The 24789-nt window shown below is 73.3% G+C and carries 23 protein-coding genes and 1 riboswitch; of the genes, 11 read left to right on the forward strand and 12 right to left on the reverse strand.

Annotation, left to right across the window (positions count from 1 at the left end; translation table 11 throughout):
- Positions 1–39: 39 nt before the first annotated feature.
- Together AC6CH6_RS06015 and betT are read right to left on the reverse strand one after the other, a co-directional pair.
- The gene (locus tag AC6CH6_RS06015) at positions 40–1533 is read right to left on the reverse strand and encodes an aldehyde dehydrogenase family protein (protein WP_498254427.1); all 1494 of its coding nucleotides are present in this window, start codon (positions 1531–1533) and stop codon (positions 40–42) included.
- Entirely contained in the window at positions 1530–3671 is a 2142-nt protein-coding gene (gene betT, locus AC6CH6_RS06020; RefSeq protein WP_133410635.1) for a choline BCCT transporter BetT, read from the reverse strand. Before betT ends, AC6CH6_RS06015 begins: the two co-directional genes overlap by 4 nt.
- Positions 3672–3847: 176 nt before the next feature.
- On the opposite strand from betT, the gene AC6CH6_RS06025 reads away from it, so the two are divergent.
- From AC6CH6_RS06025 to AC6CH6_RS06045, 5 genes are all read left to right on the forward strand, one after another.
- Positions 3848–4378: a TetR/AcrR family transcriptional regulator gene (locus tag AC6CH6_RS06025; RefSeq protein WP_498254428.1), complete on the forward strand. Its 531-nt coding sequence runs from the start codon at positions 3848–3850 to the stop codon at positions 4376–4378.
- Between the two features lie 3 nt (positions 4379–4381).
- The gene (locus AC6CH6_RS06030; RefSeq protein ID WP_133410633.1) at positions 4382–4753 is read left to right on the forward strand and encodes a DMT family transporter; all 372 of its coding nucleotides are present in this window, start codon (positions 4382–4384) and stop codon (positions 4751–4753) included.
- On the forward strand, positions 4753–5076 hold the full coding sequence (locus AC6CH6_RS06035) for a DMT family transporter (RefSeq protein ID WP_498254429.1): 324 nt from the start codon (positions 4753–4755) through the stop codon (positions 5074–5076). Before AC6CH6_RS06030 ends, AC6CH6_RS06035 begins: the two co-directional genes overlap by 1 nt.
- Positions 5077–5315: 239 nt before the next feature.
- Positions 5316–5522, forward strand: coding sequence for a transcription antiterminator/RNA stability regulator CspE (cspE, locus tag AC6CH6_RS06040; protein ID WP_017832155.1), 207 nt, complete (start codon positions 5316–5318; stop codon positions 5520–5522).
- A gap of 107 nt (positions 5523–5629) precedes the next feature.
- The gene (locus tag AC6CH6_RS06045) at positions 5630–5818 is read left to right on the forward strand and encodes a hypothetical protein (RefSeq protein ID WP_498254430.1); all 189 of its coding nucleotides are present in this window, start codon (positions 5630–5632) and stop codon (positions 5816–5818) included.
- Positions 5819–5920: 102 nt separating this feature from the next.
- Here the strand turns inward: AC6CH6_RS06045 and AC6CH6_RS06050 are convergent, their stop codons facing one another.
- Positions 5921–6217: a hypothetical protein gene (locus tag AC6CH6_RS06050; protein WP_017832157.1), complete on the reverse strand. Its 297-nt coding sequence runs from the start codon at positions 6215–6217 to the stop codon at positions 5921–5923.
- 418 nt (positions 6218–6635) lie between these two features.
- Positions 6636–6761, forward strand: a riboswitch (SAM riboswitch).
- A gap of 13 nt (positions 6762–6774) precedes the next feature.
- Here AC6CH6_RS06050 and AC6CH6_RS06055 point away from each other — a divergent pair.
- Together AC6CH6_RS06055 and AC6CH6_RS06060 are read left to right on the forward strand one after the other, a co-directional pair.
- Positions 6775–7002 carry a hypothetical protein gene (locus AC6CH6_RS06055; protein ID WP_133410630.1) on the forward strand — a complete coding sequence of 76 codons (228 nt, stop codon included), beginning with the start codon at positions 6775–6777 and terminating at the stop codon, positions 7000–7002.
- Between the two features lie 11 nt (positions 7003–7013).
- Positions 7014–7397 carry a PIN domain-containing protein gene (locus AC6CH6_RS06060; RefSeq protein WP_498254431.1) on the forward strand — a complete coding sequence of 128 codons (384 nt, stop codon included), beginning with the start codon at positions 7014–7016 and terminating at the stop codon, positions 7395–7397.
- Positions 7398–7400: 3 nt separating this feature from the next.
- Here the strand turns inward: AC6CH6_RS06060 and AC6CH6_RS06065 are convergent, their stop codons facing one another.
- Positions 7401–8582, reverse strand: a complete 1182-nt coding sequence (locus AC6CH6_RS06065; RefSeq protein WP_498254432.1) for a glycosyltransferase family 4 protein — start codon at positions 8580–8582, stop codon at positions 7401–7403.
- Positions 8583–8697: 115 nt separating this feature from the next.
- On the opposite strand from AC6CH6_RS06065, the gene AC6CH6_RS06070 reads away from it, so the two are divergent.
- Positions 8698–10350, forward strand: coding sequence for a cell division protein PerM (locus AC6CH6_RS06070; RefSeq protein ID WP_498254708.1), 1653 nt, complete (start codon positions 8698–8700; stop codon positions 10348–10350).
- On the opposite strand, the gene AC6CH6_RS06075 is transcribed toward AC6CH6_RS06070, so the two are convergent.
- Positions 10239–10745, reverse strand: coding sequence for a hypothetical protein (locus AC6CH6_RS06075; RefSeq protein WP_498254433.1), 507 nt, complete (start codon positions 10743–10745; stop codon positions 10239–10241). The genes AC6CH6_RS06070 and AC6CH6_RS06075 overlap by 112 nt on opposite strands.
- 60 nt (positions 10746–10805) lie before the next feature.
- Here AC6CH6_RS06075 and purN point away from each other — a divergent pair, with 60 nt between their 5' ends.
- Positions 10806–11387, forward strand: coding sequence for a phosphoribosylglycinamide formyltransferase (purN, locus tag AC6CH6_RS06080; RefSeq protein ID WP_498254434.1), 582 nt, complete (start codon positions 10806–10808; stop codon positions 11385–11387).
- 79 nt (positions 11388–11466) lie between these two features.
- A complete protein-coding gene (gene purH / locus AC6CH6_RS06085) occupies positions 11467–13077 on the forward strand; it encodes a bifunctional phosphoribosylaminoimidazolecarboxamide formyltransferase/IMP cyclohydrolase (protein ID WP_498254435.1) in 1611 nt (536 codons plus the stop codon).
- Between the two features lie 169 nt (positions 13078–13246).
- Here the strand turns inward: purH and AC6CH6_RS06090 are convergent, their stop codons facing one another.
- The 3 genes from AC6CH6_RS06090 to AC6CH6_RS06100 all read right to left on the reverse strand — a co-directional run bounded on the left by AC6CH6_RS06090 (position 13247) and on the right by AC6CH6_RS06100 (position 17416).
- Positions 13247–15469 (reverse strand): NADP-dependent isocitrate dehydrogenase, encoded by a 2223-nt coding sequence (locus tag AC6CH6_RS06090; protein WP_498254436.1) that lies wholly within the window; start codon positions 15467–15469, stop codon positions 13247–13249.
- A 210-nt stretch (positions 15470–15679) separates the two neighbouring features.
- Positions 15680–16192: an Hsp20/alpha crystallin family protein gene (locus tag AC6CH6_RS06095; RefSeq protein ID WP_285842172.1), complete on the reverse strand. Its 513-nt coding sequence runs from the start codon at positions 16190–16192 to the stop codon at positions 15680–15682.
- A gap of 129 nt (positions 16193–16321) precedes the next feature.
- The gene (locus AC6CH6_RS06100; protein ID WP_498254437.1) at positions 16322–17416 is read right to left on the reverse strand and encodes a Gfo/Idh/MocA family protein; all 1095 of its coding nucleotides are present in this window, start codon (positions 17414–17416) and stop codon (positions 16322–16324) included.
- 84 nt (positions 17417–17500) lie between these two features.
- Between AC6CH6_RS06100 and AC6CH6_RS06105 the strand changes: the two genes are divergently transcribed.
- The gene (locus AC6CH6_RS06105) at positions 17501–18082 is read left to right on the forward strand and encodes a TetR/AcrR family transcriptional regulator (protein ID WP_498254438.1); all 582 of its coding nucleotides are present in this window, start codon (positions 17501–17503) and stop codon (positions 18080–18082) included.
- Positions 18083–18100: 18 nt separating this feature from the next.
- Here AC6CH6_RS06105 and AC6CH6_RS06110 read toward each other — a convergent pair whose 3' ends face one another.
- The 4 genes from AC6CH6_RS06110 to AC6CH6_RS06125 form a co-directional block, all read right to left on the reverse strand.
- Complete coding sequence (locus tag AC6CH6_RS06110) at positions 18101–18637, reverse strand: gamma carbonic anhydrase family protein (RefSeq protein WP_498254439.1); 537 nt, start codon at positions 18635–18637, stop codon at positions 18101–18103.
- A gap of 35 nt (positions 18638–18672) precedes the next feature.
- On the reverse strand, positions 18673–21996 hold the full coding sequence (locus AC6CH6_RS06115) for a beta-phosphoglucomutase family hydrolase (RefSeq protein ID WP_498254440.1): 3324 nt from the start codon (positions 21994–21996) through the stop codon (positions 18673–18675).
- 196 nt (positions 21997–22192) lie between these two features.
- The gene (locus AC6CH6_RS06120; RefSeq protein ID WP_498254441.1) at positions 22193–23803 is read right to left on the reverse strand and encodes a sensor histidine kinase; all 1611 of its coding nucleotides are present in this window, start codon (positions 23801–23803) and stop codon (positions 22193–22195) included.
- Between the two features lie 25 nt (positions 23804–23828).
- Entirely contained in the window at positions 23829–24575 is a 747-nt protein-coding gene (locus tag AC6CH6_RS06125; protein WP_276321322.1) for a response regulator transcription factor, read from the reverse strand.
- Positions 24576–24789: the final 214 nt, after the last annotated feature.

Here is a 24789-nt window from a genome sequence, read left to right on the forward strand (position 1 = left end):
GTCGTCGTGCGGGCGACGACGACGCCGGGCGGGCGCGGGTCAGGGTGCGGCGAACCAGCCGGTCACGGCGGGGGCCGTGTTCTGGTAGACGTGCTTGAGCTCCTGGTACTCGCCCAGGCCGGTGGGGCCGAGCTCGCGCCCGACGCCCGACTGCTTCATCCCGCCCCACTCCGCCTGCGGCAGGTAGGGGTGGAAGTCGTTGATCCAGATCGTGCCGTGGCGCAGCCGGCTCGCCACGCGATGGGCGCGGCCGGCGTCCGCGGTCCACACGGCCCCGGCGAGGCCGTAGATCGTGTCGTTGCCGATCTCGACGGCCTCGTCCTCGGTGCGGAAGGTCTCGACCGTGACGGTGGGGCCGAAGGCCTCGTCGTGCACGCAGTCCATCTCGCGGGTGCAGCGGTCGATCACGGTGGGCGGGTAGAAGAAGCCCCGTCCGAGGTCCAGCGACCCGTCGGCGGACGTCCCGGTGGAGTGCTCGCCGCCGGTGCGGACGCGCGCCCCCTGCTCGCGGGCGCGCTCCACGTACGCGTGCACCTTCTCGCGCTGGGCCGCCGAGATGAGGGGCCCGGTCTCGGCCTGCTCGTCGAAGGGGCCGCCGAGTCGGATCCGCTCGGCCCGGCGGACGAGCTCGTCGACGAAGCGCTCGGCGATCGACTCCTCGACCACCAGGCGCGCCCCGGCCGAGCAGACCTGCCCGGAGTGCACGAACGCGGCGTTGAGGGCGTTGTCCACGGCGGCGTCGAAGTCGGCGTCCGCGAAGACCACGTTGGGGTTCTTGCCGCCGAGCTCCAGGGCGACCTTCTTCACGGTGGGCGCGGCGGCGGCCGCGATCCGCCGGCCGGTCAGCACGCCGCCGGTGAAGGAGACGAGGTCCACGTCGGGGGAGGAGGACAGCGGCGCGCCCGCCTCGGCGCCGGCGCCCAGCACGAGGTTGGCCACGCCGTCGGGCAGGCCGGCCTCCTGGAGGACCTGCATCATCAGGATCGCGGTGTGCGGGGTGAGCTCGGCGGGCTTGAGCACGAAGGTGCACCCGGCGGCGATCGCCGGGGCGATCTTCCACGCGGCCTGGAGCAGCGGGTAGTTCCAGGGCGTGATCATCCCGCACACGCCCACGGGCTCGGTGACGACCTTCGAGACCACGGTGGGGTCCCCGGCGTCGACGACGCGCCCGGCCTGCTCCGCGGCGGCCTTGCCGAAGTACGTGAAGCACGCGGCGATGTCGTCCATGTCGATCTCGGACTCGACCAGCCGCTTGCCGGTGTCGAGGGACTCGGCGCGGGCGAACTCGTCCTTGCGCTCGCGCAGCCGGGCGGCGACCCGCAGCAGCAGGTCTCCGCGCTCCGGGGCCGGCACGGACGACCAGCGGCCGTCGTCGAAGGCGCGGCGGGCCGCGGCGATCGCGCGCTCGGTGTCCTGCGCGGTCGCCTCGGCGACGGTGCCGACCTCGGCGCCGTCGGCGGGGCAGACGATGGTGCGGGTGCCGCCCTCGGCGGCGGCCTGCCACTGGCCGTCGATGAACAAGGTGCTGCTCACGGGTGTGCCTCCTTCGCCGCGGGGATCTGCCCCGTCGGCACGTCGTGGATGTCGGTGGACCAGTCGGGGTGGCCCTGCTCGCCGTCCTGGATGACGGACGGCCCGTCGTGGATGCTCAGGAAGGCCAGGTGCGCCTCCCAGCTGTCGAGGACGTCGTTGATGACCTGCTCGTGGCTCCAGTCCATGACGTCCGTGCCCTGGGAGCCGGTCTCGTTGAAGACCTCCAGGCGGTAGTACAGGTCGGAGTCCGGGTTGGTGCGGAACCCGCCGAAGGCCGGCACGGGCGTGGCCACCGGATAGATCTGGTAGCAGAAGTCCCGGTCCTCGCCCATCCGCACGGTCAGCGTGTGCTCGGACAGGTCCTGGTAGCCGACCACCGAGCTGGTGAGCTCGGCGTCGAGGCCCTGGGCCCGGAACTCCTCGACGACCTCCGCGAGGGCGGGGACGAGCGCCTCGTCCTCGTAGCGGCGCACGGCCTTCGGGCCCGGGAACGAGCCGGTCCGGGAGAGCCGCCGGCGCCAGTGGCTGTCCGGGCCGGGGATGCGGGACGCGGCCGCGGAGCGGCGGGTGGAGCTGCGCCCCTCGCGCTGGGAGCGCTCGGCGCGCAGGGCCTTCCAGAACCCGATCATGACCAGGTACATCACAATCGAGAAGGGCAGGCCGATGATCAGCGTGGCGGCCTGCAGGGTCGGCACCCCGCCCACCAGCAGCATCGCCAGGGTCAGCAGCCCGGTGGCGGCGGCCCAGAAGATGCGCAGCCACTTGGGCCCGTCCTGGGTCGGGTCCTGGATCGTCGAGGTGAACGTCGACATCACGAGCGCGCCCGAGTCGGCGCTCGTGACGTAGAACAGCAGTCCGGCCAGCGAGGCGAGCGCGATGAGCACCGGCGCGCCCGGGTACTGCTCGAGCAGCGAGTAGAACGCCCGCTCGGGGGTGTTCATGGCGGCCTGGCCGAAGGCGTCGTCGCCGCCCGTGACGATCGCCAGGGCGCTGTTGCCGAAGACCGAGACCAGGATGAGGATGAACAGGAACGGCACGGTCAGGGTCGCGATCACGAACTCGCGCAGGGTGCGGCCCCGAGAGATCCGCGCCAGGAAGAGCCCGACGAACGGCGCCCAGGCGATCCACCAGGCCCAGAAGAAGAGGGTCCACCCCGCCATCCACTCCGCCGCACCGGTGTAGGCGAACGTCTCCATGGTCATCCCGGGCAGCGAGGAGACGTAGTCGCCGAGGTTCTGCACCGTGGCGTCGAGCAGGAACGAGGTCCGGCCGGCCACGAGCACCCAGACGATCAGCGCCACGGCCATGAGCACGTTGAGCTCGGAGAGCCGGCGGATGCCCTTGTCCACGCCCGAGACGCACGAGGCGGTGGCCATTACCACGGCCACGACGATCAGCCCGATCTGCGCCGCGGTCCCCTCCTCGATCCCGAAGAGCAGGTAGAGGCCGTAGTTGAGCTGCACCACGCCGATGCCCAGCGAGGTGGCCACGCCGAAGATCGTGCCCAGCAGCGCCGCGATGTCCACGACGTCCCCCGTGCGCCCCTGCACCCGCTTGCCGATCAGCGGGTAGAGGGCCGAGCGGATGCTCAGGGGCATGTTCCACCGGTAGGCGAAGTAGCCGAAGGCCATGCCCATCAGCGCGTACATCGCCCAGCCGGTGACGCCGTAGTGGAACAGCGTCCACACCACGGCCATGCGGGTGGCCTCGGCGGTGGCCCCGTCCCCGGCGGGCGGGCCGTAGTACTGGGTGACGGGCTCGGCCACGGAGAAGAACAGCAGGTCGATGCCGATGCCGGCGGCGAAGAGCATCGCGGTCCAGGTGAACAGGTTGTACTGCGGCTTCGAGTGGTCGGGGCCCATCTTGATGGTCCCCTCGCGGGAGAACGCCACGACCAGGACGAACACCGTCACCACCGTGGCGGTGAGGACGTAGAACCAGCCCATGTTGGTCGCGATCCAGCCGACCACGGCGTTGATCACCGCGGAGGCCTGGTCGGGGGCGAGGATCGCCCACAGGGAGAACAGGATGATGGTGACGCCCGAGCCGGCGAAGACCGTCCGGTTCACGGCCGGCCGGGAGCGCCCGGCGGGTGGGGTGCCGCTCTCGGGCGGTGACTGGTGCAGGGCGGAAGTCATGGGACGAGTCCTCCTGGAAGTGGTGATCCGGGTCGGGGAGCACCCGCCGGATCCAGCGCGGACCGGGCAGGGGCGGGACGTCGTCGTGCCCGCGGACCGGTGCGGCGGCCGAGGCCCGCGCACCGGGGATGCTCAACATCGTGTCACCACCCTTCCGGTTGGTAAAGTTCTTTCTCATGAGCACCTCCTCCCGCGAGCGCATCCTCGACGGCGCCCTCGAGCTGATCCGGGGCGGCGGCACGGTCTCCCTGGCGTCGGCCGCGCGGCAGGTGGGCCTGACCAAGCCCGGGGTGATGTACCACTTCCCCACCAAGGAGGCGCTGATGCTCGCCCTGGTGGACCGGGTGATGGACGGGTGGGACGCGCAGATGGCCCGCCGCCTGCCCGGCCCGCCGGAGCAGGTGCCCGCGGAGGAGCGGCTGCGCGCCTACCTCGACTGGTGCCTGTCCGGGGAGGTCGACGAGACCGACCTCGTGATGCTCACCGACCAGCGGCTGCGCGCCACGCTCAAGAAGCGCTGGGTCGCGCGGGTGGAGCCGTGGGTGGATCTGCCCGCGGACCTGCCCGCCGAGCGCCGGAGCCGGCTGCTCGCCGTGCGGCTGCTCGCCGACGGCGTGTGGTTCGCCGACGCCGCGGGCGTCTTCGCCCCCGACCCGCAGGAGCGGGCCCGGATCAGGGTGGTCGCCGACGAGCTCCTGGCGGGCTGAGCCGTGCTGCGCCGGCTGCTGCTGCTCGCCGCCGTGCTCGCCGAGGTGGCGGCCACGCTGTCGCTGAAGGCGGCTCTGGACGAGCCCGCCTGGTACGTGCTCGTCGTCACCGGCTACCTCGCCGCGTTCACCCTCCTGGCGGCCGTGCTCCGCCGCGGCATGCCGGTGGGCGTCGCCTACGGCGTGTGGGCCGCCCTCGGGGTGATGCTCACCGCCCTGGCGGCGGCCGTGGTCTACGGTGAGCGGCTGAGCCCGGCCGTGCTGGCCGGGATCGTGCTGGTCGTGGCCGGCGTGCTGTGCGTGGAGCTCGGTTCCCGCCGCCCTGCCCGCAGCTCTGTCGACGGCCGTGCCCCCGAGACCGGGGAGGCAGCCTGATGGCCTGGCTCTTCCTCGGCGTCTCGATCCTCACCGAGGTCGCCGGGACCCTGTCCCTGCGGATGGCCGCCCGGGGCCGCCCCCGCTGGTACGCCGCCGTGGCCGTCGGCTACCTGGTGGCGTTCACCTGCCTGAGCCTCGTCCTGGACGAGGGCATGGCCCTGGGCGTCGCCTACGGCATCTGGTCGGCCTCCGGCGTGGCGCTGACGGCGCTGGCCGGCCGGGTCCTGTTCCGCGAGCCGTTCACCTGGGTGACGGCGGCCGGGGTGGCCCTCATCGCCGGCGGAGTGCTCCTCATCGAGCTCGGCGCCCCGCCGGTCTGAGCGGTCCCCGGTTCTGAGCGGTCCCCGGTGCCGGGCCGGGTGCGGCGCACCGCCCCGGGTGGTGCGGCGCCGGATCTCGTGTAGAGTGGTCCGCAGTTGTTGAGGTTCGTTTTTGTCTTTCAAGCAGTTCGGCCCACTCGGGTGCAGCAGTTTTTCTGAGAAGACGTTTTCCATGCATCACAACTGTTTTGTTTCTCGAACGTCGGGAAACGTTCATCTCATGAAGGATCAGGTCTCCCATGACTACCGGTATCGTCAAGTGGTTCAACGCTGACAAGGGCTTCGGCTTCATCACCCCCGAGGACGGCTCCAAGGACGTCTTCGCCCACTTCTCCGCGATCAACTCGAACGGCTTCCGCTCGCTGAACGAGAACGACCGCGTCGAGTTCGAGACCCAGGACGGCCCCAAGGGCCCCCAGGCTGCGAACATCAACGTCATCTCCTAAGGATCTTCCGCGGGCTCCGGCCCGTTGATCCTCCAGAACCGTCGTCGGGCTGCGCCCGGCGGCGGTTCTGTCGTCGTACCCGTCGAGCAGCACCGGGAGGAAGCGCCGTGACCGTTCCCGATCCGCTCCCCGCCGCGGAGGAGCCGGAGGACCCCTTCGTGGTGAACCGGGTCTCCGACGCCGAGCTGGACGTCTCCGTGCCGTTCGAGGTCGAGGCCTCCGAGTGGGGATTCGACGACTCCGCCGACGAGGCCGGCGGCGGGTGGGGCTCGGCGGGGGACTACGGCCTCGAGTGAGCACCCCGCGGGTCCCGCCGGCGCTCCGGACGTCACCGTCCTCCCGCACGACGGAGGCCGCAGCCCGACGGGCTGCGGCCTCCGTGCGCTCCTGTCCGCCGGCTATGCCGACAGCGGGAGGGACGAGGGGTGGAGCTTGAAGAACGGGTGCCGTCCGGTCGCCGCGAGGGCTCCGGGAACGAGGAGCTGGCGGTACTTGGCGCACCATTGCGCCGTACCCTCCGTGTGCTCCGCCGCGGCGGCCAGGTCGTCGGCCTCGGGGCTCAGGTACTCCTGCACGTCCCCGTCGGTCGAAGTGAGACGGACGAGGTGCAGATCGGGGAGGGCGGTGACGGTCACGTCGATCCACTCCTCGCGCTGGTCGGTGGTGATGGCTGTTCTTTCTTCGGACATGGTCATGTTTTCTCCTGACGTTCTTGCAGGCATCCGATGGCGTTGCCCGCCGCTTCGTCATCCGATCCACCCGGGAACATCGGGTTGGCGCGCAGCGGGTCGGAGCCCCTCCACGGTTCCGCCGGGGATCGTCGATCTCCGGTCGAGGGCGTGGACGCCGCATCTCGAGAAGCAGGTTCAGGCTACCCCGCGGCACCGACACCTCGACAAGCGAGTCGTGAGTTGTGTCACTGAAACGTAATGCGCGGGGTCGTCGCCTGCGCCGTCCCCGGTCCTACGGGACCCATTCCAGCGCAACGATGTGTCGTCGAGATGTCCGAGCGGTGACACCCCGGGGAAGGCCTGTGCACAGGAGGGGGGCACCGGATCCGGCCGGGGTGCCGCCCGCGGACACGGTTCGGCCGATGTGGTTCAATGGAGGGAGCTTCAAGAGACCCGGTCGGCAAGCTCCGACTTGACCGGGCACCAACCCCATGTTCACGGGTGGTTCGGATGACGAAGCGGCTCGCATCGCCGCAGCAGCGGTACCCGGTGCGAGCAAGAGCGCACGAAGGATCCCGGTCATGTCCGACCCCCGCCACTCCGCCGCCCGCACGGGCGCGTTCTCCCAGCCCTCCCACGCCGTCCCGGCCACCGGGGACGGGACACGCCGCGATCCCGCGCCGAGCGTCCCCGCGATCAGCGTCTCCGCCATGAGCGTCGAGGACTACGCCCGCGTGGTGCAGGTCCGCACCGAGTTCGTGGACTTCCTGCTGGCTCCGGCCCGCGGGGAGCTCGCCGCCGCGGCCTGAGGCCCGCCGCCGTGGACCTCCTCCTGGACCGTTCCGTGCTGCTGGGGGTGCGCACCCCGGAGCGCTGCCCCGAGCTGGCCGAGGTCCTGCGCCGGCACGGACACCGGCGGCTGTTCCTGCCCGCCACGGTGCTCGGGGAGCTGCTCGCCGAGCGGCCCGACGAGACGCTGTGGGCGGAGCAGCTCGAGCTGCGCTTCCCGGGCCGGGTGCTCCCCGCGGACGCCGCCGTGGCCCGGGCGTGGGGAGCACTGGTAGCGACGGCGGCGGCCGACCCGCTCGCCGGGCTCACCGCGGCCACGGCCCTGGTGCACGGGCTGACCGTGCTGACCGCGGAGCCGGGGCGGTACGCCGGCACCGGGGCGCCCGTGCTGGACGCGTCCCCCGCCCGCCGGTAGCCCTCAGACGGCCCGGCGGTGCCGGCGGCTACGCCCCTGCCCCTGCCCCTGCGCCGAGAGCGCCACGGCGCGCTCGTAGTGCTCGAGCAGCTGCCCGACCAGCACGTCCCACGTCCGGCCCTGGACCGCCGCGTGCGCCGCGACGCCGAACGCGGCCCGCTTCGCCTCGTCGCCCAGGAGGTCAGCCACGTGCCCGCGCAGCGCCCCGAGGTCGCCCGGGGGATAGAGCCAGCCGGTGCGGGAGCGGTCCACGAGGTCGAGGGGACCGCCCCGGCCGGTCGCGACGACCGGCACCCCCGAGGCCATGGCCTCCTGGATCGTCTGGCAGAACGTCTCGAACTCGCCGGGGTGGACGAACACGTCGAAGGACGCCATGATGCGCGCCAGGTCGGCACCGCTGCGGCGCCCGGTGAAGTGGGCCTGCGGGAGCCGGCGGCGCAGGGCGTCCTCCTCCGGGCCCGAGCCCACCACCACCAGACGGGTGCCGGGCAGGTCCGCGACCGCGGAGAGGTCCTCGACCTGCTTCTCCGGGGCGATCCGGCCCACGTAGCCGACGATCCGCCGGCCGCCGCCGACCTCCTCCCGCCACCGCTCGTCCCGGTGCCGGGGGGAGAAGCGGGTGGTGTCCACCCCGCGCCGCCACAGGTGCACGTCCTGGACGCCGTGCTCGGTGAGCTGCCGGACCGCCGCGGTGGACGGCGCGAGCGTGAGCGTGGCGAGGTTGTGCATGGAGCGCACGTGCCCCCACAGGAGCTGCTCGAGGAACGGGGCCCCGTACTTGGCCGCGTAGCCGGGCACGTCGGTCTGGTAGACCGCCACGCACGGCACCCCGAGCTGCTGGGCCGCCAGGATCGCCCGGCGGCCCAGCACGAACGGGGAGGCCACGTGGACCACGTCCGGCCGGAAGCGCTCCAGCTGCCGCCGCACCCGGGCCACGGTCCCGCCGGCCACCCGCACGGCGGGGTAGCCGGTGAGCGGAACCGCGGGCAACCGGTGCACCGGCACCCCGTCGAGGTCCTGGACGACCTGCTCCGCCGGGCGCCCGAGCGGCGCGGGGTCGTAGGAGGGCGCCACGACCACGACGTCGTGCCCGCCGGCGACCAGCTGCTCGACGACCCGCAGCACCGAGTGGGTGACTCCGTTGAGGTGGGGGAGGAACTGCTCGGCGACCACGGCGACTCTCATGCTCACGAGCCTGCCGGGGCCGGGCGACCGGACGGCAAGCGGGGCGTGGCCCGCCGGTGAAGGCGCCGTGAAGCCTCGGCCGGGGTGCCGCCCGGGCGTGGGAGGATGGTCGGTGATGAACTCCCAAGGCCTGTCCTCCCCCGCTGCACGCCCGGACCGCCGGGGTGTGCCCATGCCGCTGTGGCTGCAGGGCGTGCTGGAACTCGGCTCCGTGGCCGTGGTGTCCTACCTGCTGGTCCTGCTGACCGTCCTCATGGTGTGGCTCGCCGACGGCTTCGACACCCTCGGCCTGACCGGCGGGTTCGTGCTCTCCGGTCACGTGTGGCTGCTCGCCCACCTCACCCCGCTCCAGGTGGCCCTGGACCCGGGCGCAGGGCTGCCCGCGACCACCGGGACGCTCAACCTCGTCCCGCTCGGGCTGACCCTCGTGCCGTTCGCGCTCTCCTGGCACGCCGGGAGACGGCTGGCCCGCGCCTGCTGGGAGGGCCAGTTCTGGCAGCCGTACCTCAGCGGCCTGGCCGCCTACTCCTCGTTCGGCGCCGCCGCCGCGCTGCTCTTCAGCGGAGGGGAGGTCTCGGCGAGCCCGGCCGCGGCCGCCGTCTTCCCGCTCGTCCCCGTGGCCCTGGGCGGCTTCGTGGGCGCGTACCGGGCCTCCCGGTCGCTGCCGGGACTGATCGGCGTCAACGCCGCCGCGTGGGTCGAGCGCACGAGCCAGTACTCCCGCTGGGCCGGGTCCTACGTGTGGGCGGTGCTGCGCGCCGGCTTCGTCGCGGCCGTGGCCGGGGTCGGGGCCGGGTCCGCCCTGCTGGCCGCCGCCCTGTTCTGGAACTGGAACGACGTGGTGGGCGTCTACCAGCGGCTGGGCACCGGCGTGCCGGGGGACACCGCGCTGACGGGGCTCCAGCTCGGCTACCTGCCCAACCTCGCGGTCTACGCCCTGGCCTGGGCCACGGGCGCGGGCTTCGAGCTCGGCTCCGGCACGCACGCCTCTCCGCTGGGCACCGAGGCCGGGCCCGTGCCGCTGCTGCCGGCGCTCGCCGCGCTGCCGCCCGCCGAGCTCCCGGCCTGGGCGCTCGTGGTGGTCGTGCTGCCGGTCCTGGCCGGTGTCCTCGCCGGCTGGTGGTTCCTGCGCGAGGGGGAGAACCACCTGGACGACTGGATGGCGCTGCGGCTGCCCGCGCGCTGGATCACGTACCCGCTCTCGACGCTGCTGACCGGGGTCTTCGTGGGCGCCGTCGCGGGCGTGCTGGTGATGCTGCTGAGCTGGCTCGCGCACGGTTCGCTGGGGCTCGGCCGGCTCACGGAGGTGGGGCCGGACGGTCCCGCCGTGCTGCTGCTGTTCGGCGCCGAGGTGGCCGTCGGGGCGGCGGTCGGCTGCGTGGTGGGACCGTGGCTCGAGCACGAGCCGCCGTTCGCGCCGCCCCGCGGCGGCGAGGACGGCGAGGACGGGACACCGGCCGGCCGGCGGGCGGCGCGCCGGCGGCGCCGGGAGGAGACCGCGGCCCGTCGCGCGATGCGCTCGGCCGGCCGGCGGAGGCCGCGGCCCGCACGCGGGCACGGGGCTGACCAGCACGGGACCGAAGGGCACGGCGCCGACGGAGCCGGGGCCGGCCGCAGCACCGCGGACGGGCGCCGGGACGCGGGCCCGTGGGCGGCTCAGGGGCCGGCCGTGGCGGAGACCGGGTCCGCGGAGGCGTTCGACGTGGACGCGGCCGAGGCGCCCGCGGCGTCCTCCGACGCCGGCGCCGCCGGGCCGCCGGAGAGATAGCTCCAGATCCCGTCCTCGAGCTCCTGCTGGCACTGCGCCGCCCCGGAGAGGGTCAGGGTGCCGGCGACGCACTCCTGGTAGGCCTCGGCCACCGGCCACAGGGCCAGACGGGCCCCGCCGGTGAGCAGGCTCAGCGCGCCCAGCACGATCGCGGCGACCGCGCTCAGCACCAGCAGCCGGCGCTTGCCGGTCCCGCGGGAGCGCACGAGGGCCGCGACGCCCAGCCCGATCCCGAGGGCGGCCAGCGCGACCCCGGCCACGGTCGGCCACAGGGCGGAGCCGACGAGCACCAGGGCGACCGCCGCGCACACCAGCGCGCCCCCTGCCGTGCGGGTCGCGGCGGCGCGTCGTGCGTCCGCGGGGGCTGCCTCGGGGGTCGGGCGGGGAGGGGTCATGCCCTTCACTCTAGGGCACCCCGGGGGCCCCTCCCCGCCCGCCCGACTAGACTCGGGGGCATGCGCATCGTGGTCATGGTCTCCGGCTCCGGCACCAATCTGCAGGCGGTCCTCGACGCCGTCCGGGAGGGCCGGATCGACGTCGAGATCGCCGCCGTGGGTGCGGACAAGCCCTGCACCGGCTTGGAGCGGGCCCGGGAGGCCGGCGTCGAGACGTTCCTCGTCCGGCCCGGCGACCACCCCGACCGGACGCGGTGGAACCGTGCCCTGCAGGAGGCGGTGGCCGCCCGGGAGCCCGACCGGATCGTCTTCGCGGGGTTCATGCGGATCGTGGACGCCGAGTTCGTCGAGGCGTTCGCGGGGCGCATCGTCAACACCCACCCCTCGCTGCTGCCGTCCTTCCCGGGGGCGCACGCGGTGCGGGACGCCCTCGCGCACGGGGTGAAGGTCACCGGCGTCACCGTCCACGAGGTCGTGGCCGACGTCGACGCCGGTCCGATCCTGGCGCAGGCGGCGGTGCCCGTGGAGGAGGGGGACACCGAGGCGCAGCTGCACGAGCGGATCAAGGCCGCCGAGCGCGAGCTGCTCGTGCGCACGCTCGACGCGGCGGCCCGGCAGGGAGCCCTGCACGACGCCCGGTGAGCAGGCCCGGCGAGGGTCCGTAAAATGGTTCCCGGCGGACCCCGCCGGCAACCCCAGACCTCGAACGCTTGGAGAACCTGTGAGCCCCACCCAGCTTGACCGCGTGCCCCTCAAGAGGGCGCTGGTGTCCGTCTACGACAAGACCGGGCTGGAGGGTCTCGCCACGGGGCTGCACCGGGCCGGCGTCGCGATCGTGTCCACCGGCTCGACCGCACGGCGCATCGCCGACCTGGGCGTGCCCGTGACGGAGGTCGCGGAGGTCACCGGGTTCCAGGAGTGCCTGGAGGGGCGGGTCAAGACCTTGCACCCGCGGGTGCACGCGGGCATCCTCGCGGACCGCCGGAAGCAGGACCACATGGACCAGCTCGCCGAGCTGGAGATCGAGCCGTTCGACCTCGTGGTCGTGAACCTCTACCCGTTCGTGGACACCGTGCGCTCCGGCGCGGGCCAGGACGAGGTCGTCGAGCAGATCGACATCGGCGGCCCCTCCATGGTCCGGGCCGCCGCGAAGAACCACGCGGCCGTGTCCGTGGTCGTGGACCCGTCCTCCTACGACGCGGTCGTGGAGGCGGCGGCCTCGGGCGGCTTCGACCTGCGGGCACGCCGCCGGCTGGCCGCCGCGGCGTTCGCGCACACCGCCGCCTACGACACCGCGGTGGCCACCTGGACGGCCCAGCAGTTCGAGCAGGACGAGGACGCCAACTTCTGGCCGCCCTACGCCGGCCTGGCCCTGCAGCGCTCGGCCTCCCTGCGCTACGGCGAGAACCCCCACCAGAAGGGGGCGCTCTACGTGGACGAGGCCGCGTCCCCCGGCATCGCCCAGGCCGACCAGCTGCACGGCAAGGAGATGTCCTACAACAACTACGTGGACGCCGACGCCGCACTGCGCGCCGCCTACGACTTCGACGAGCCGGCCGTGGCCGTGGTCAAGCACAACAACCCCTGCGGGCTGGCCGTGGCCACCCCCGGCGCCGAGGACCCGATCGCCGACGCCCACCGCAAGGCCCACGCGTGCGACCCGCTCTCCGCCTACGGCGGGGTCATCGCCGCGAACCGGACCGTGACCCGGGCGATGGCCGAGACCGTGCAGGACATCTTCACCGAGGTCGTCGTGGCCCCCGGCTTCGAGCCGGCGGCCCTGGAGATCCTGCAGGCCAAGAAGAACATCCGCCTGCTCGAGCTGCCCGAGGGCTTCGCGCGGGACGTCCTCGAGTACCGGCAGATCTCCGGCGGCGCGCTGCTGCAGGTCTCGGACCGGCTCGACGCCGCGGGCGACGACCCCGCCGGCTGGACGCTGGCCGCGGGGGAGCCGGCGGACGAGCGGACGCTCGCCGACCTCGCCTTCGCGTGGACGTCGCTGCGGGCGGTGAAGTCCAACGCGATCCTGCTCGCCGACCGCGGCGCGTCCGTGGGCATCGGCATGGGCCAGGTCAACCGGGTGGACTCCTGCAAGCTCTCCGTGGAGCGGGCCAACGCCCTGGGCGAGGACGGCGCCGAGCGCGCGCGCGGCGCCGTGGCGGCCTCGGACGCGTTCTTCCCGTTCGCGGACGGCCTCCAGGTGCTCCTCGACGCCGGCGTGCGCGCCGTGGTCCAGCCCGGCGGCTCGATCCGGGACGAGGAGGTCGTGGCCGCGGCCGAGGCCGCCGGCGTGACGATGTACTTCACCGGGGCGCGGCACTTCTTCCACTGAGCTATCTCCCGGGGCCGTCTCCCGGGGCCGTCTTCCGGCAGGCGCCCCAGGGTGGCATGCCCCGCGCACGGCAGCGGCCGCACTCCCCGTGGGGAGTGCGGCCGCTGCCGTGCGTGCTGCCCGTGCCGGTGCGCGCGGTCGGCCCGCGCGCTCAGCTCAGGCGATCAGCTCACGCGCTGAGCGAGGAGAGGACCCGGTTGAAGGTCTCCGAGGGGCGCATCACCGAGAACGTCTTGGCGTCGTCCGGGCGGTAGTAGCCGCCGATGTCGGCGGGACGGCCCTGCACGGAGAGCAGCTCCTCGTTGATCGCGTCCTCGTTGGCCGCCAGCTGCTCCGCCACGGAGGCGAAGGCCTGGGCCAGCTCGACGTCCTCGTCCTGGCGGGCCAGCTCCTGGGCCCAGTACAGGGCCAGGTAGAAGTGGCTGCCGCGGTTGTCGATCTCGCCGGCCTTCCGGCTCGGGGACTTGTTCTCCTCGAGGAACGTGCCCGTGGCCCGGTCGAGGGTCTCGCCGAGGATCCGGGCACGCTCGTTGTCGGCCGTGGTCGCCAGGTGGTCGAGGCTCGCGGCGAGGGCGAGGAACTCCCCGAGGCTGTCCCAGCGCAGGTGGTTCTCCTCCACCAGCTGCTGGACGTGCTTCGGCGCGGACCCGCCGGCGCCGGTCTCGAAGAGCCCGCCGCCGTTGATGAGCGGGACCACCGAGAGCATCTTCGCGGAGGTGCCCAGCTCGAGGATCGGGAACAGGTCCGTCAGGTAGTCGCGCAGCACGTTGCCGGTGACCGAGATGGTGTCCTCGCCGCGGCGGATCCGCTCGATCGAGAACGCGGTCGCCTCCTCGGGGGACATGATCTCGATCTGCAGGCCCTCGGTGTCGTGCTCGGCCAGGTACTCCTCGACCTTGGCGATGAGGTTGGTGTCGTGGGCGCGGGTGCGGTCCAGCCAGAACACGGCCGGCGTCGCGGAGGCCCGCGCGCGGGTCACGGCGAGCTTGACCCAGTCGCGGATCGCGACGTCCTTCGTCTGGCACGCCCGCCAGATGTCCCCGGGGGAGACCTCGTGCTCGATGAGCACGGCGCCGGAGGAGTCGACGACCTGGACGGTGCCCTGCACGGGGATCTCGAAGGTCTTGTCGTGGGAGCCGTACTCCTCCGCCTTCATCGCCATGAGGCCGACGTTGGGCACGGAGCCCATGGTGGTCGGATCGAACGCGCCGTGGGCGCGGCAGTCGTCGATGACCACCTGGTAGACCCCGGCGTAGGAGCTGTCCGGCAGCACCGCGAGGGTGTCCGCCTCCTCGCCCTCGGGGCCCCACATGTGCCCGGAGGTGCGGATCATGGCCGGCATCGACGCGTCGACGATGACGTCGGAGGGCACGTGCAGGTTCGTGATGCCCTTGTCGGAGTTCACCATGGCGAGCTTCGGGCCCTCGGCGAGACCCTTGTCGATCGCGGCCCGCACGTCGTCGCGCACGTCGGCGGGCAGGGCGTCGAGGCCGTTGAGGATCGCCGCGAGCCCGTTGGCGGGGGAGAGGCCCGCCTTCTCGAGGGCCGCGCCGTGGGCGGCGAAGAGCTCCGGGAAGAACGCCTCGATGACGTGGCCGAAGATGATCGGGTCGGAGACCTTCATCATGGTGGCCTTCAGGTGCACCGAGAGCAGGACGTCCTCCCGCTTGGCGCGCTCGACCTGCTCCGCGAGGAACGCGTCCAGGGCGGCGGCCCGCATCACGGTGCCGTCGACGACCTCGCCGGCCAGCACGGGGACGGACTCCTTGAGCACCGTGGTGCTGCCGTCCTCGGCCACGAGGCGGATCGTCAGGGTGTCGTCGCCGTCCATGACCACGGACTTCTCGTTGTCCCGGAAGTCGTCGGCGCCCATCGTGGCGACGTTCGTCCTCGACTCCGCCGTCCACTCGCCCATGCGGTGCGGGTTCTTGCGGACATAGTTCTTGACCGAGGCGGGGGCGCGGCGGTCCGAGTTGCCCTCGCGCAGCACCGGGTTGACCGCGGAGCCCTTGATCTTGTCGTAGCGGGCCCGGGTCTCCTTCTCCTCCTCGGTGCGGGGCTCGTCCGGGTAGTCGGGGAGGGCGACGCCCTGCTCCTGCAGCTCCTTGACCGCGGCCTTCAGCTGCGGGACGGAGGCGGAGATGTTGGGCAGCTTGATGATGTTGGCCTCGGGCTTCTTGGCCAGCTCGCCGAGCTCGGCGAGGGCGTCGTCCACCCGCTGCTCCTCGGGGAGGCGGTCGCTGAACGCGGCGATGATGCGCCCGGCCAGGGAGATGTCACGGGTCTCCACCTCGACGCCGGCGGTCGAGGCGTAGGCCTCGATGATCGGCTTGAAGGAGTAGGTGGCGAGCAGGGGCGCCTCGTCGGTGCGGGTGTAGATGATCTTGGCCATGTGCGGGCTGTCTCCCAGGATGTCGTCGGATCGGTGGTGGTGCTTCCTGGTGCCAAGATACCCGAGGCGGCGCCCCGCCCGCTGGCCGGGCCCGCCGTCCGGCCGGAGGTCGCGGGCGGCCCGGGCACGGCGGCGGGCCCGTTCCCCGCGGGGAACGGGCCCGTGGCCGTGGAGGCCCCGCCCGGGGCGTGCCGGTGCCGGGGACCGGGCTCAGCCCTCCGTGGACTGGGTGGACCCGGCGCCGTTGACGAGCTCGCCCTCGCCGATCACGCGGTCGCCGGACTCGTCCCGGCCCTCGCCCAGGGCCTGCTGCTCGCCCTGGCCGGAGACCACCTGGATCTTGCGCGGCTTGGCCTGCGCCGAGACGGGGATCGTCACCGTGAGCACGCCGTTGTCGTAGTTCGCGGCGATGTTCTGGATGTCGATGCCCTGGCCCAGGTTGAGCTGGCGGACGAACGAGGAGCTCTGCCGCTCCCGGGTGATCCACTGGACGTCCTGCACCTCGGGCAGCTCCCGCTCCGCGCGGATCGTCAGCAGCTGGCCGTCGACGTCGACGTCGACGCTCTCCGGGTCGATGCCGGGCAGGTCCGCCCGGAGGATGTACTGGTCGCCGTCCCGGTACAGGTCCATGGGCATCTCGCGCAGGCCCTGCCGGGCGAACAGCGAGGCGGCGAGCCGGTCGAAATCGTTGAACGGGGTGAACATCGTGGCCACGTCAATCATCTCCTCAACCATATGAGCAATGTCTTCGACATTTAGTTGAGTCGAACCAACTCAACTGTCGACCATGATAATCCCGCTCCCCGCGGTCTTCAACGGGTCCCGGCCCCTATCGCCCAGGGCGAACCGCCCTCAGCGGGCGTCGTGGGGATACCGCACGCCGATCTGCGCCCGCACCCGGTCGAAGAGCTCCACGAGCTCGAGGGAGTCGGCCCACGGCATCACGGGGGACTCGAGCAGGCCCTGCTGCACGCAGCGGGTGGCCTCGCGCATCTCGAACACGTATCCGGCGCCCGCCACGTCCACGCGCTCCACGACGGGGGCGGCGCCCGTGCGGGCGCCCTCGGCGGTCTGCAGCACCAGGGTGGTCGGGCAGTTGATCCGTCCGTCCACCCGCAGCCAGCCGTCCGTGCCGCTGATCGTCACCTGGTGGGGGACCGTGGCGGACAGCGTGCCGCTCACGTGCGCCCGGCCGTGCCCGAAGTCCAGGGTCAGGGCGGTGTCCAGGTCCACGTCCGTGGCGCCGAGCTCCGCGCGGGCGCTCCAGCGCTCCGGGGCCCCCAGGACCGCGGAGGTCCACGTCAGGGGGTAGACCATCATGTCCAGCAGCACCCCGCCGCCGTCGGCCCGGCGGAACAGGCGGTGGGCCGGGTCCAGGGCCCGGTGCGTGCCGATGGACCCCTCGACCGAGCGGACCCGGCCGAGCCGGCCCTCCCGGACCCAGCGCATCGCGGTGCGGAAGCCGGGGGTCATGCGGGTCCAGACGGCCTCCATGAGGAAGACGCCGTGCTCGCGGGCCAGGCGGCACAGGTCCCGGACCTCCGCCGCGGTCATGGCGAGGGCCTTCTCGCACACCACGTGCTTGCCGGCCCGCAGCAGCGCCGAGACGTCCCGGTGGTGGTAGCCGTGCGGGGTGGCCACGTAGACGATCTCCACGTCCGGATCGGCCGCGAGCCGGTCCAGTCCCGTGCTCGTGGCGGTGCCGCCGTAGGCCCGCTCCACCCCGTGCCGGCGGGCGAAGTCCTCGGCGCGGTCCTGGTCCCGCGAGCTCACGGCCACGAGCCGGGCGTCGGGCAGCGCCGCGATGTCCGGGACCACCTTCTCCGCGATGTCGGCGGTGCTGACCACACCCCATCCGAGCGTGCGGCCGGTCGCGGTGCCGGGGTCGTCCAGGTGGGCGGCGTCGAGGGAGGCGTCGACGAACGGGCTGAGGGTCTGGGCAGGCATGGGCGCATTCTGCCACGCCGCGCGCCGCCGGGGTCCCGCCCGCCGGCTCCGATCGAACGACCGTTCGTGGCGTAGGCTGAGCCCGTGCCCCGGGTGAGCCAGCAGTACAAGGACGAGCGCCGCCGCGAGATCGTGGCCGCCGCCAGCGAGTGCTTCCTCGAGCACGGCTACGAGGGGGCGTCGATGCACCGCATCATCGCCGCCACGGGACTGTCCGCGGGGGCGCTCTACAACCACTTCCCGAGCAAGCAGGAGCTCGTGGCCGCGGCCGCCCGCGCGGCCCTGGACCGGGTCCTCGCGGCCGCGGAGGACGAGCCCGGCGCCGACCCCGCGGCGTGGGTCGTGGGACTGCTGGAGCGGCTGGCCGCGGATCACGCCACCACCCGCCTGCTGCTCATCACGTGGGGCGGGGCGGTGAGCGACCCCGGTCTGGCCGCGCTGGCCGGGGAGCACCTGGGGCGCGTGCGGGACCGGGTGGAGGAGCGCTACGGGCGGTGGGCGGTCGAGGAGCTGGGCCTCGACGACGACGCGGCCCGCGAGTGGGCCGGCATGTTCGCCCAGGCCATCCTCTCGGTGCTGCAGTGCTGGGTGGTGCAGTCGTGCCTGCTGCCCGGCTTCGACCACGGCGCGTACCTGGACTACGCGCGCACCCTCGCGGCGCAGTGACGGGCCGCCGGGCCCGGCTCAGGCGGTGAGCCGGCGGTGCTCGGCGGAGAGCCGGACGTAGGTGCGCGCGTTGGCGCGGACCTTCTCCTGCTCCTCGTCGGTGAGCTCGCGCCGGACCCTGGCCGGCACCCCCGCCACGAGGGACCGGGGCGGCACCACGGTGCCCTCGAGGACGACGGCGCCCGCGGCCACCAGCGAGCCCGTGCCGATCACGGCGCCGTTGAGGACGGTCGCGTTCATCCCGATCAGGACCTCGTCCTCCACGGTGCACCCGTGCACCACGGCGCCGTGGCCGACGCTCACGTCCGCGCCGATCGTGCACGGGTGGCCGGGGTCGGAGTGGACCACCACGTTGTCCTGCAGGTTGGACCGCGCGCCCAGCCGGACGGGGGAGCGGTCGCCGCGCACCACGGCGCCGTAGAAGACCCCGGACTCCGGTCCCAGCTCGGCGTCGCCCACGACCGTGGCGGTCGGGGCGACGAAGGCGGAGGAGTCGATCCGGGGCTCGTGCCCCCCGTGCGGGAGGACCGGTCCGGGCGTCGTGGAGTGTGCCATGGGCCCAGCCTAGCGGCGGGCCCGCCGCCCGCGGCTCAGACGCCCTGCCGCGTGACGGCCGGCCGCTGGGCGCGCTGGTGCCCGTGCTGGATGGCCACGCGGATCTTCTGGCCGCCCTTGAGCACGTACTCCGCGCCGTGCACGTGGATCGTGACGTCGTCCGCGCGCCGGGAGGCCCCCTCGAGCTCCAGGACGTGGTGGTCGATGCAGACCCGGATCACCTGGCCGCGGTACAGCACCGTGAACGAGACGGTGTCCAGCTGGCTCGGCAGGGCCGGGTCGAACTCGAGCCAGCCGCCGCGCACGCGCAGCCCCGCGTAGGCTCGGGTCACGACGTCGACGGAGCCGGCCATGGCGCCCAGGTGGATGCCCTCGCCCGTGGTCCCGCCCTGCGTGTCGTCGAGGTCCACCAGGAGGGAGTCCTGGAACGAGGACCACGAACGGTCCGGGTTCAGCCAGGCGAGCACCGAGGCGTTGACCACCCGGGACAGGGAGGAGCCGTGCGAGGACCGCGCGATGTAGAAGTCGACGGTGCGCTCGATGGCGGCGTGGTCCACCTCGTAGCCCATCCGGCCGAGCTCCTCGACGAGGCCGTCGGGGCCGAAGAGGTAGACCAGCATGATCGTGTCGGCCTGCTTGGCCAGCTTGTAGTTGTTGGTCATGTCGCCCTCGTTTTCCAGCAGGAGGTCGAGGCGGCCGATGTTGCGGTACTTGGCCCGGTAGTACTCCCAGTCCAGCTCGTCGAGGTCGTCGTAGCCGTGGAACTGGCTGATGGTGCCGTCCGTGTTGAACGGCACGAACATCCGCTCGGCCATCCGCTGCCAGGTCCCGACCTCCTCTGCCGAGAGGTCGAAGCGGGCGGAGAGCTCCTCGCGCTGGTGCTCCACCATGTCGTGGAAGATGTGGGCGCTGTGCCGGAACAGCCAGGCCGCCAGCACGTTCGTGTAGGCGTTGTCCTTCAGCCCGCCGCCGTGCTGGCCGCGCGGGCCGTCGTGGTACTCGTCCGGGCCCATGACGCCGGCGATGTGGTAGCGGCCGTCCGCGGGGTCGTAGTCGGTGAGGGACGCGAACAGCCTGGTGATTCCGATGATCAGCTCCGAGCCCTGCCCCGCCAGCCAGTCGAGGTCACCGGTGGTCTCGTAGTAGATCCAGGCGTTGTAGGCGATCGCGAGGCCCACGTGGAACTGCCGCCACGAGTTGTCCGGCAGCCACCGGTTGGAGTGGTGGTTGAACAGCTCCGGCGGGGTCTCCTCCCGGCCGTCCGAGCCGGACTGCCACGGGAACGCCGCGCCCTCGAGCCCGAACTCGGTGGCCCGGTGCTTGGCCATGGGCAGCCGGCGCCACCGGTAGGAGAGCAGCGCGCGCGTCACCTGCGGCTGGTGCAGGTTGACGACCGGGAGGATGTAGAGCTCGTCCCAGAAGATGTGCCCCCGGTAGCCCTCGCCGTGCAGGCCGCGGGCCGGGACGCCGGCGTCGCGCAGGGACATGTGCGGCGCCAGCGTCTGGGCCACGTGGAACAGGTGCACCCGCAGCGCCAGCTGGGTGATGGGCAGCTCCCCGGTGCGCTCCTCCGGGTCCGGGCACACGTCCACGTCGAAGCGGTCCCACAGCAGGGACCACTCGATCTCGTGCGAGGGCAGCAGGCCCCGGACGCCGCTGGGGTTGCGGTCGAGCTCCGCGAGGGCGCCCTCGCGGGGGGAGCCGATCGCGGCGTCGCGGCTCGTGACCACGGCCGTGGTCGAGTCGATGATCACCGGGCGGCCGTCGGCGATGTTGACCTGGTGGCGGCGGAACTCGGTGCCGCCGGGCCGGATCTCGCGGCGCTCCCGGACGTTCTGGCCGCCCTCGATGGTGGTGCGCTGGGCCGTGGTGATCTCGATCTTGGACTGGGTGGTGCGCACGTGCGAGAGCAGGGTCTCGTGGTCGTCGGGCAGCGAGGTCGACTCGAGGTCCACGAGGTGGTGGTCGTTGAGGTCCTGGTACTCCGCGACCCCGTTGTTGCGCACGCTGGGGTCGATGCCCGTGCGCAGGTGCAGCCGCCCCGAGAACCCCCGGGCGGTCACCGTGGTCTCCTGCGCCCCCAGGTGGCGGAAGCGCAGCGACACGAGGCGGCGCTGGACGATCTCCAGCCGGGCGTGGGCCCCGTCCTCGCCCCGGTCGCCGTTGAGGTCGGTGAGGATCAGGGACCGGATGAGCAGCCCGCGGCGCAGGTCGAGCTCGATCCGCTCGTCGGACGGGCGCAGCCCGCCCTCCGACCACCAGTCGCCGCCGGAGACCCGCAGGTCCAGGTGGGTCCAGTTGGGGGCGTTGACCATGGACTCGTGCTCGACGTCGCGGCCGCTCAGGTGGCTCACCACCCGGTTGAAGATGCCGGCCAGGTAGTTGCCGGGGTAGTGCACCCCGTTGTCGGGGAACTCGCAGGCCGACCCGCGCACGCCCATGTAGCCGTTCGCCAGCGTCAGCAGGGTCTCCCGCCGGGCCTCGGTGGCCGGGTCGAAGCCCTCGAAGACCAGCTTCCAGGGGTCGTCGCGGCGGGCGCCGAGGTCGAGCTCGCCGACGTCGTTGAGCACGACCGTGGCACCGGCCCGGTACAGGTCCTTGCGCTCGCCGTGGCGGCGGATCCCCACCACCATGCCGAAGCCGCCGGCGGCCGCGGCCTGCACCCCGGACACGGCGTCCTCCACCACCGCGGAGCGGGCCGGGTCCACCCCGAGCATCTTCGCGCAGGTCAGGAACGTGTCCGGCGCCGGCTTGCCGGGCAGCCCGTGCTCGGCGGCGAAGTGGCCGTCCACGATGATGTCGAAGGAGTCCTGCAGCCCGGCCGCCGCCAGCACGGGGACGCTGTTGCGGCTCGCGGTGACGAGACCCACCGGCACCCCGGCGGCGCGCAGCCGCTCGATGAGCGCCACGGTCTTCTCGAACACCCGGACGCCCTGGACCTGCAGGGCGTCCTGGAAGTAGGTGTTCTTCAGCACGGCCTGGCCCTGCACCGTCCAGGCCCCCGGCGTCTCGTCGCCCTCCGGCAGGCAGGCGCCCCGGGCGGCGAGCAGGGAGCGGATCCCGTCCTCGCGCCGCCTCCCGTCCACGTAGTGGCGGTAGTCGGCGTCGGCGTCGAAGGGCCGCCGGTCCACCGTGGTGCCGGCCTCGGCCGGCTCGAGCCGGTCGTCGGCCAGGATCGCGTCGAAGAGGGTCTTCCAGGCCGCCGCGTGCACGGCCGCGGTGTCCGTGACCACCCCGTCCATGTCGAAGATCACGGCCTCGTGGGGGATGCGCAGCTGGTCGACCGCCTGCGGCAGCGCGTCCGCGCCCTGGATGCGCGGCAGGGAGGCGGTGAACGGGGCGGTGGGCAGTGCGTTCACGAGAGTTCCTCCGGAAGGTGGGTGCGGCGTCCGCGACCCCTCGGAACCGCACGGAGAAACCCCCAGCACGCGGCACGCGACGGACCCCGGACGCGGCGTTGCGGTTTGGCACTGGAGCGGGGACGGCCGTCCGTGCCGACGGTTCCTGACCAGCTCATTAAACGGCTCGGGGGCCGCGGGGGCAAGCCGCGTCCGCTCAGCGGTCGGCCAGGGGGAGGCGGACGGTGAACCGGGTGCAGCCCGGGACGCTGCTGACGTCGATCCGCCCGTGGTGGGCGCGCACGATGGCGTCGACGATCGAGAGCCCCAGGCCGGCGCCGCGGGAGCTCGCGGCGCGGGCGTGGTCCTCCCGGGCGAAGCGGGAGAAGATGTGCTCGAGGAAGTCGGCGCCGATGCCGGGACCGTCGTCGCCCACGGCGAGCACGGCCTCGCCGCCGGGCCCCGGTCCGGCGTTCGCCTCCGTCCCGAGCGAGGCCGTGACCGTCGTCCCCGCGGGCGTGTGCTGGTGGGCGTTGGCGAGCAGGTTGATGAGCACCTGGCGCAGCTGGGCCGGGTCCCCGCGCACGAGCACGGGCTCGTCGGGCAGCTCGAGCCGCCAGACGTGGCCGGGCGCCGCGACCCGGAGGTCGCTGACGGTCTCGACCACCAGCTCGAGGAGGTCGACGTCCTCGGTGACCACGGCCCGTCCCTCGTCCAGGCGCGCGAGCAGCAGCAGGTCCTCGACGAGCGCGGTCATCCGGGCCGCCTCGGACTCCACCCGGGACAGGGAGCTGCGGCCCTGCGCGCTCATCGGCTCCGTGAGCCGGATCAGCTCCGCGTAGCCGCGGATGCTGGCCAGGGGGGTGCGCAGCTCGTGGCTGGCGTCGGCCACGAACCGGCGCACGCGCGTCTCGCTGCGCTGGCGGGCGGTCAGCGCGTGGGCGACGTTGTCCAGCATCCGCCCGAAGGCGTGGCCGAGCCGGCCCACCTCCGTGTCCGGGTGCGCGGCCGGCGCCACGGCCCCCACCGGCAGGACCACCTCCCCGTGGTCGAGGTCGAGCTCCGAGACGCGGGTCGCCACGTCGGAGAGCCGCTCCACGGGGCGCAGGGTGCGCCGGACGACGACGAGCCCGACCAGCCCCGTGGCGGCGATGGCGCCGGTCGAGATCGCCGCGGTGCTCACCCCGAAGCTGCGCAGGGTGTCCTCCTTGTCGGCCAGCGGCAGACCGGTCAGCACGAGGCCCCAGTCCCACGGGTCGTCGACCACGAGCACGCGGTAGCCGCCCACGGCCAGCTCCACGTCCACGGGGCCCCACTGCCGGCCCCCCTCGTCGTCCGACTCGGCGCCGAGCGCCGTCACGAGCTTCCCGATCCGCCGCCGGTCCTCGTCGGTCAGCTCCTGCCGCGTCCCGTCGGGGGCGAAGAGCCCCGCGCGGACCACCTCGCCGTCCACGACCCGGGCGTTGAGGGTGCCGGCGCCCTGCGCGGGGACGTCCATCATGGCCTCGAGCTCCTCCGAGGGCCCGGCGGCGGCACGGACCCCGTACTCGATCGTGCGGAAGGAGGCGTCCCTGACCCGGCCGTCCAGCTGCTCGCCCAGGGACACGTTGAGGACCGCGAGGCCCAGGGCGCCGACGGCGGCGCACGCGACGGTCAGCAGCGCCAGGACCGTCAGCAGCAGCTTGGTGCGCAGCTGCAGCGCCCGGCCCGCGCCCCGCGGCCGGGCCCGCGTCCCGGTCGCTTCCGGGCCCGTCGGATCGGTGCCCGTCGGATCGGTGCCCGTCGGGCCGGTGCCGGTCGGATCGGTGCTCGTGGGACCGGTGCTCATGGGGCGGCACGTCCTCGGCGGGTGCTCACTCGGCCGGTTTGAGCACGTAGCCGGCGCCGCGCACGGTGTGGATCATGGGCGGGCGCCCGGCGTCGATCTTCTTGCGCAGGTAGGAGATGTAGAGCTCCACCACGTTGGTCTGGCCGCCGAAGTCGTAGCCCCAGACCTGCTCGAGGAGCTGCGGCTTGCTCAGCACCCGCCGCGCGTTCTCCATGAGGCAGCGGAGCAGGTCGAACTGGGTGGCCGTCAGCGCGATCTCCTCGCCCCCGCGGCTGACCTCCCGGGTGTCCGCGTTGAGCACGAGGTCGCCCACGACCAGCTCCGCGGCGTCCGGGTGGGCGATGCCCGCGCGCTGCACCAGGCGGTGCAGCCGCAGCAGCAGCTCCTCCATGTCGAACGGCTTCGTCACGTAGTCGTCCCCGCCCGCCGCCAGGCCGGTGATGCGGTCCTCGGTGCTGTCCTTCGCGGTGAGGAACAGGGCCGGGACGGTGGGGGAGAAGGAGCGGATCCGCTCGAGCACCTCCACCCCCGAGCACCCCGGGAGCATGACGTCCAGCACCAGGACGTCGGGCCGGAAGCCGCGGGCCTCGGCCACCGCGGCGTCCCCGTCGTGGGCGGAGCGCACCTGCCAGCCCAGCATCGACAGCCCCATGGACACCATCTGGGCCAGCAGCGGCTCGTCGTCGACGACGAGGGCGCGCACCGGTGCGCCGTCGGGGTGCCGCAGGCGCGGGAGGTCCACGGCGGTGGGCCGCTGCACGGGCTCGGTCACGACGGAATCCCTCCTGGTCCCCGCCGGCGGCACCGGCGTCCTCGGACCGTCCTCAGCGTAGCGCCGCACCGGCCCCCGATCACCCGCGGATCGTTTGCGGACGCACTTCACAGCCTCGGCACAGGAAGCCGATAAGAGCGCCACATCCCCGTCTGCTGGAGTGGATCCACGACCGGGCCAGGAGGCCCGGACCCCCGGGCAGGTGCCCGCGGGA

The organism is Kocuria sp. GQ42, assembly GCF_059758435.1.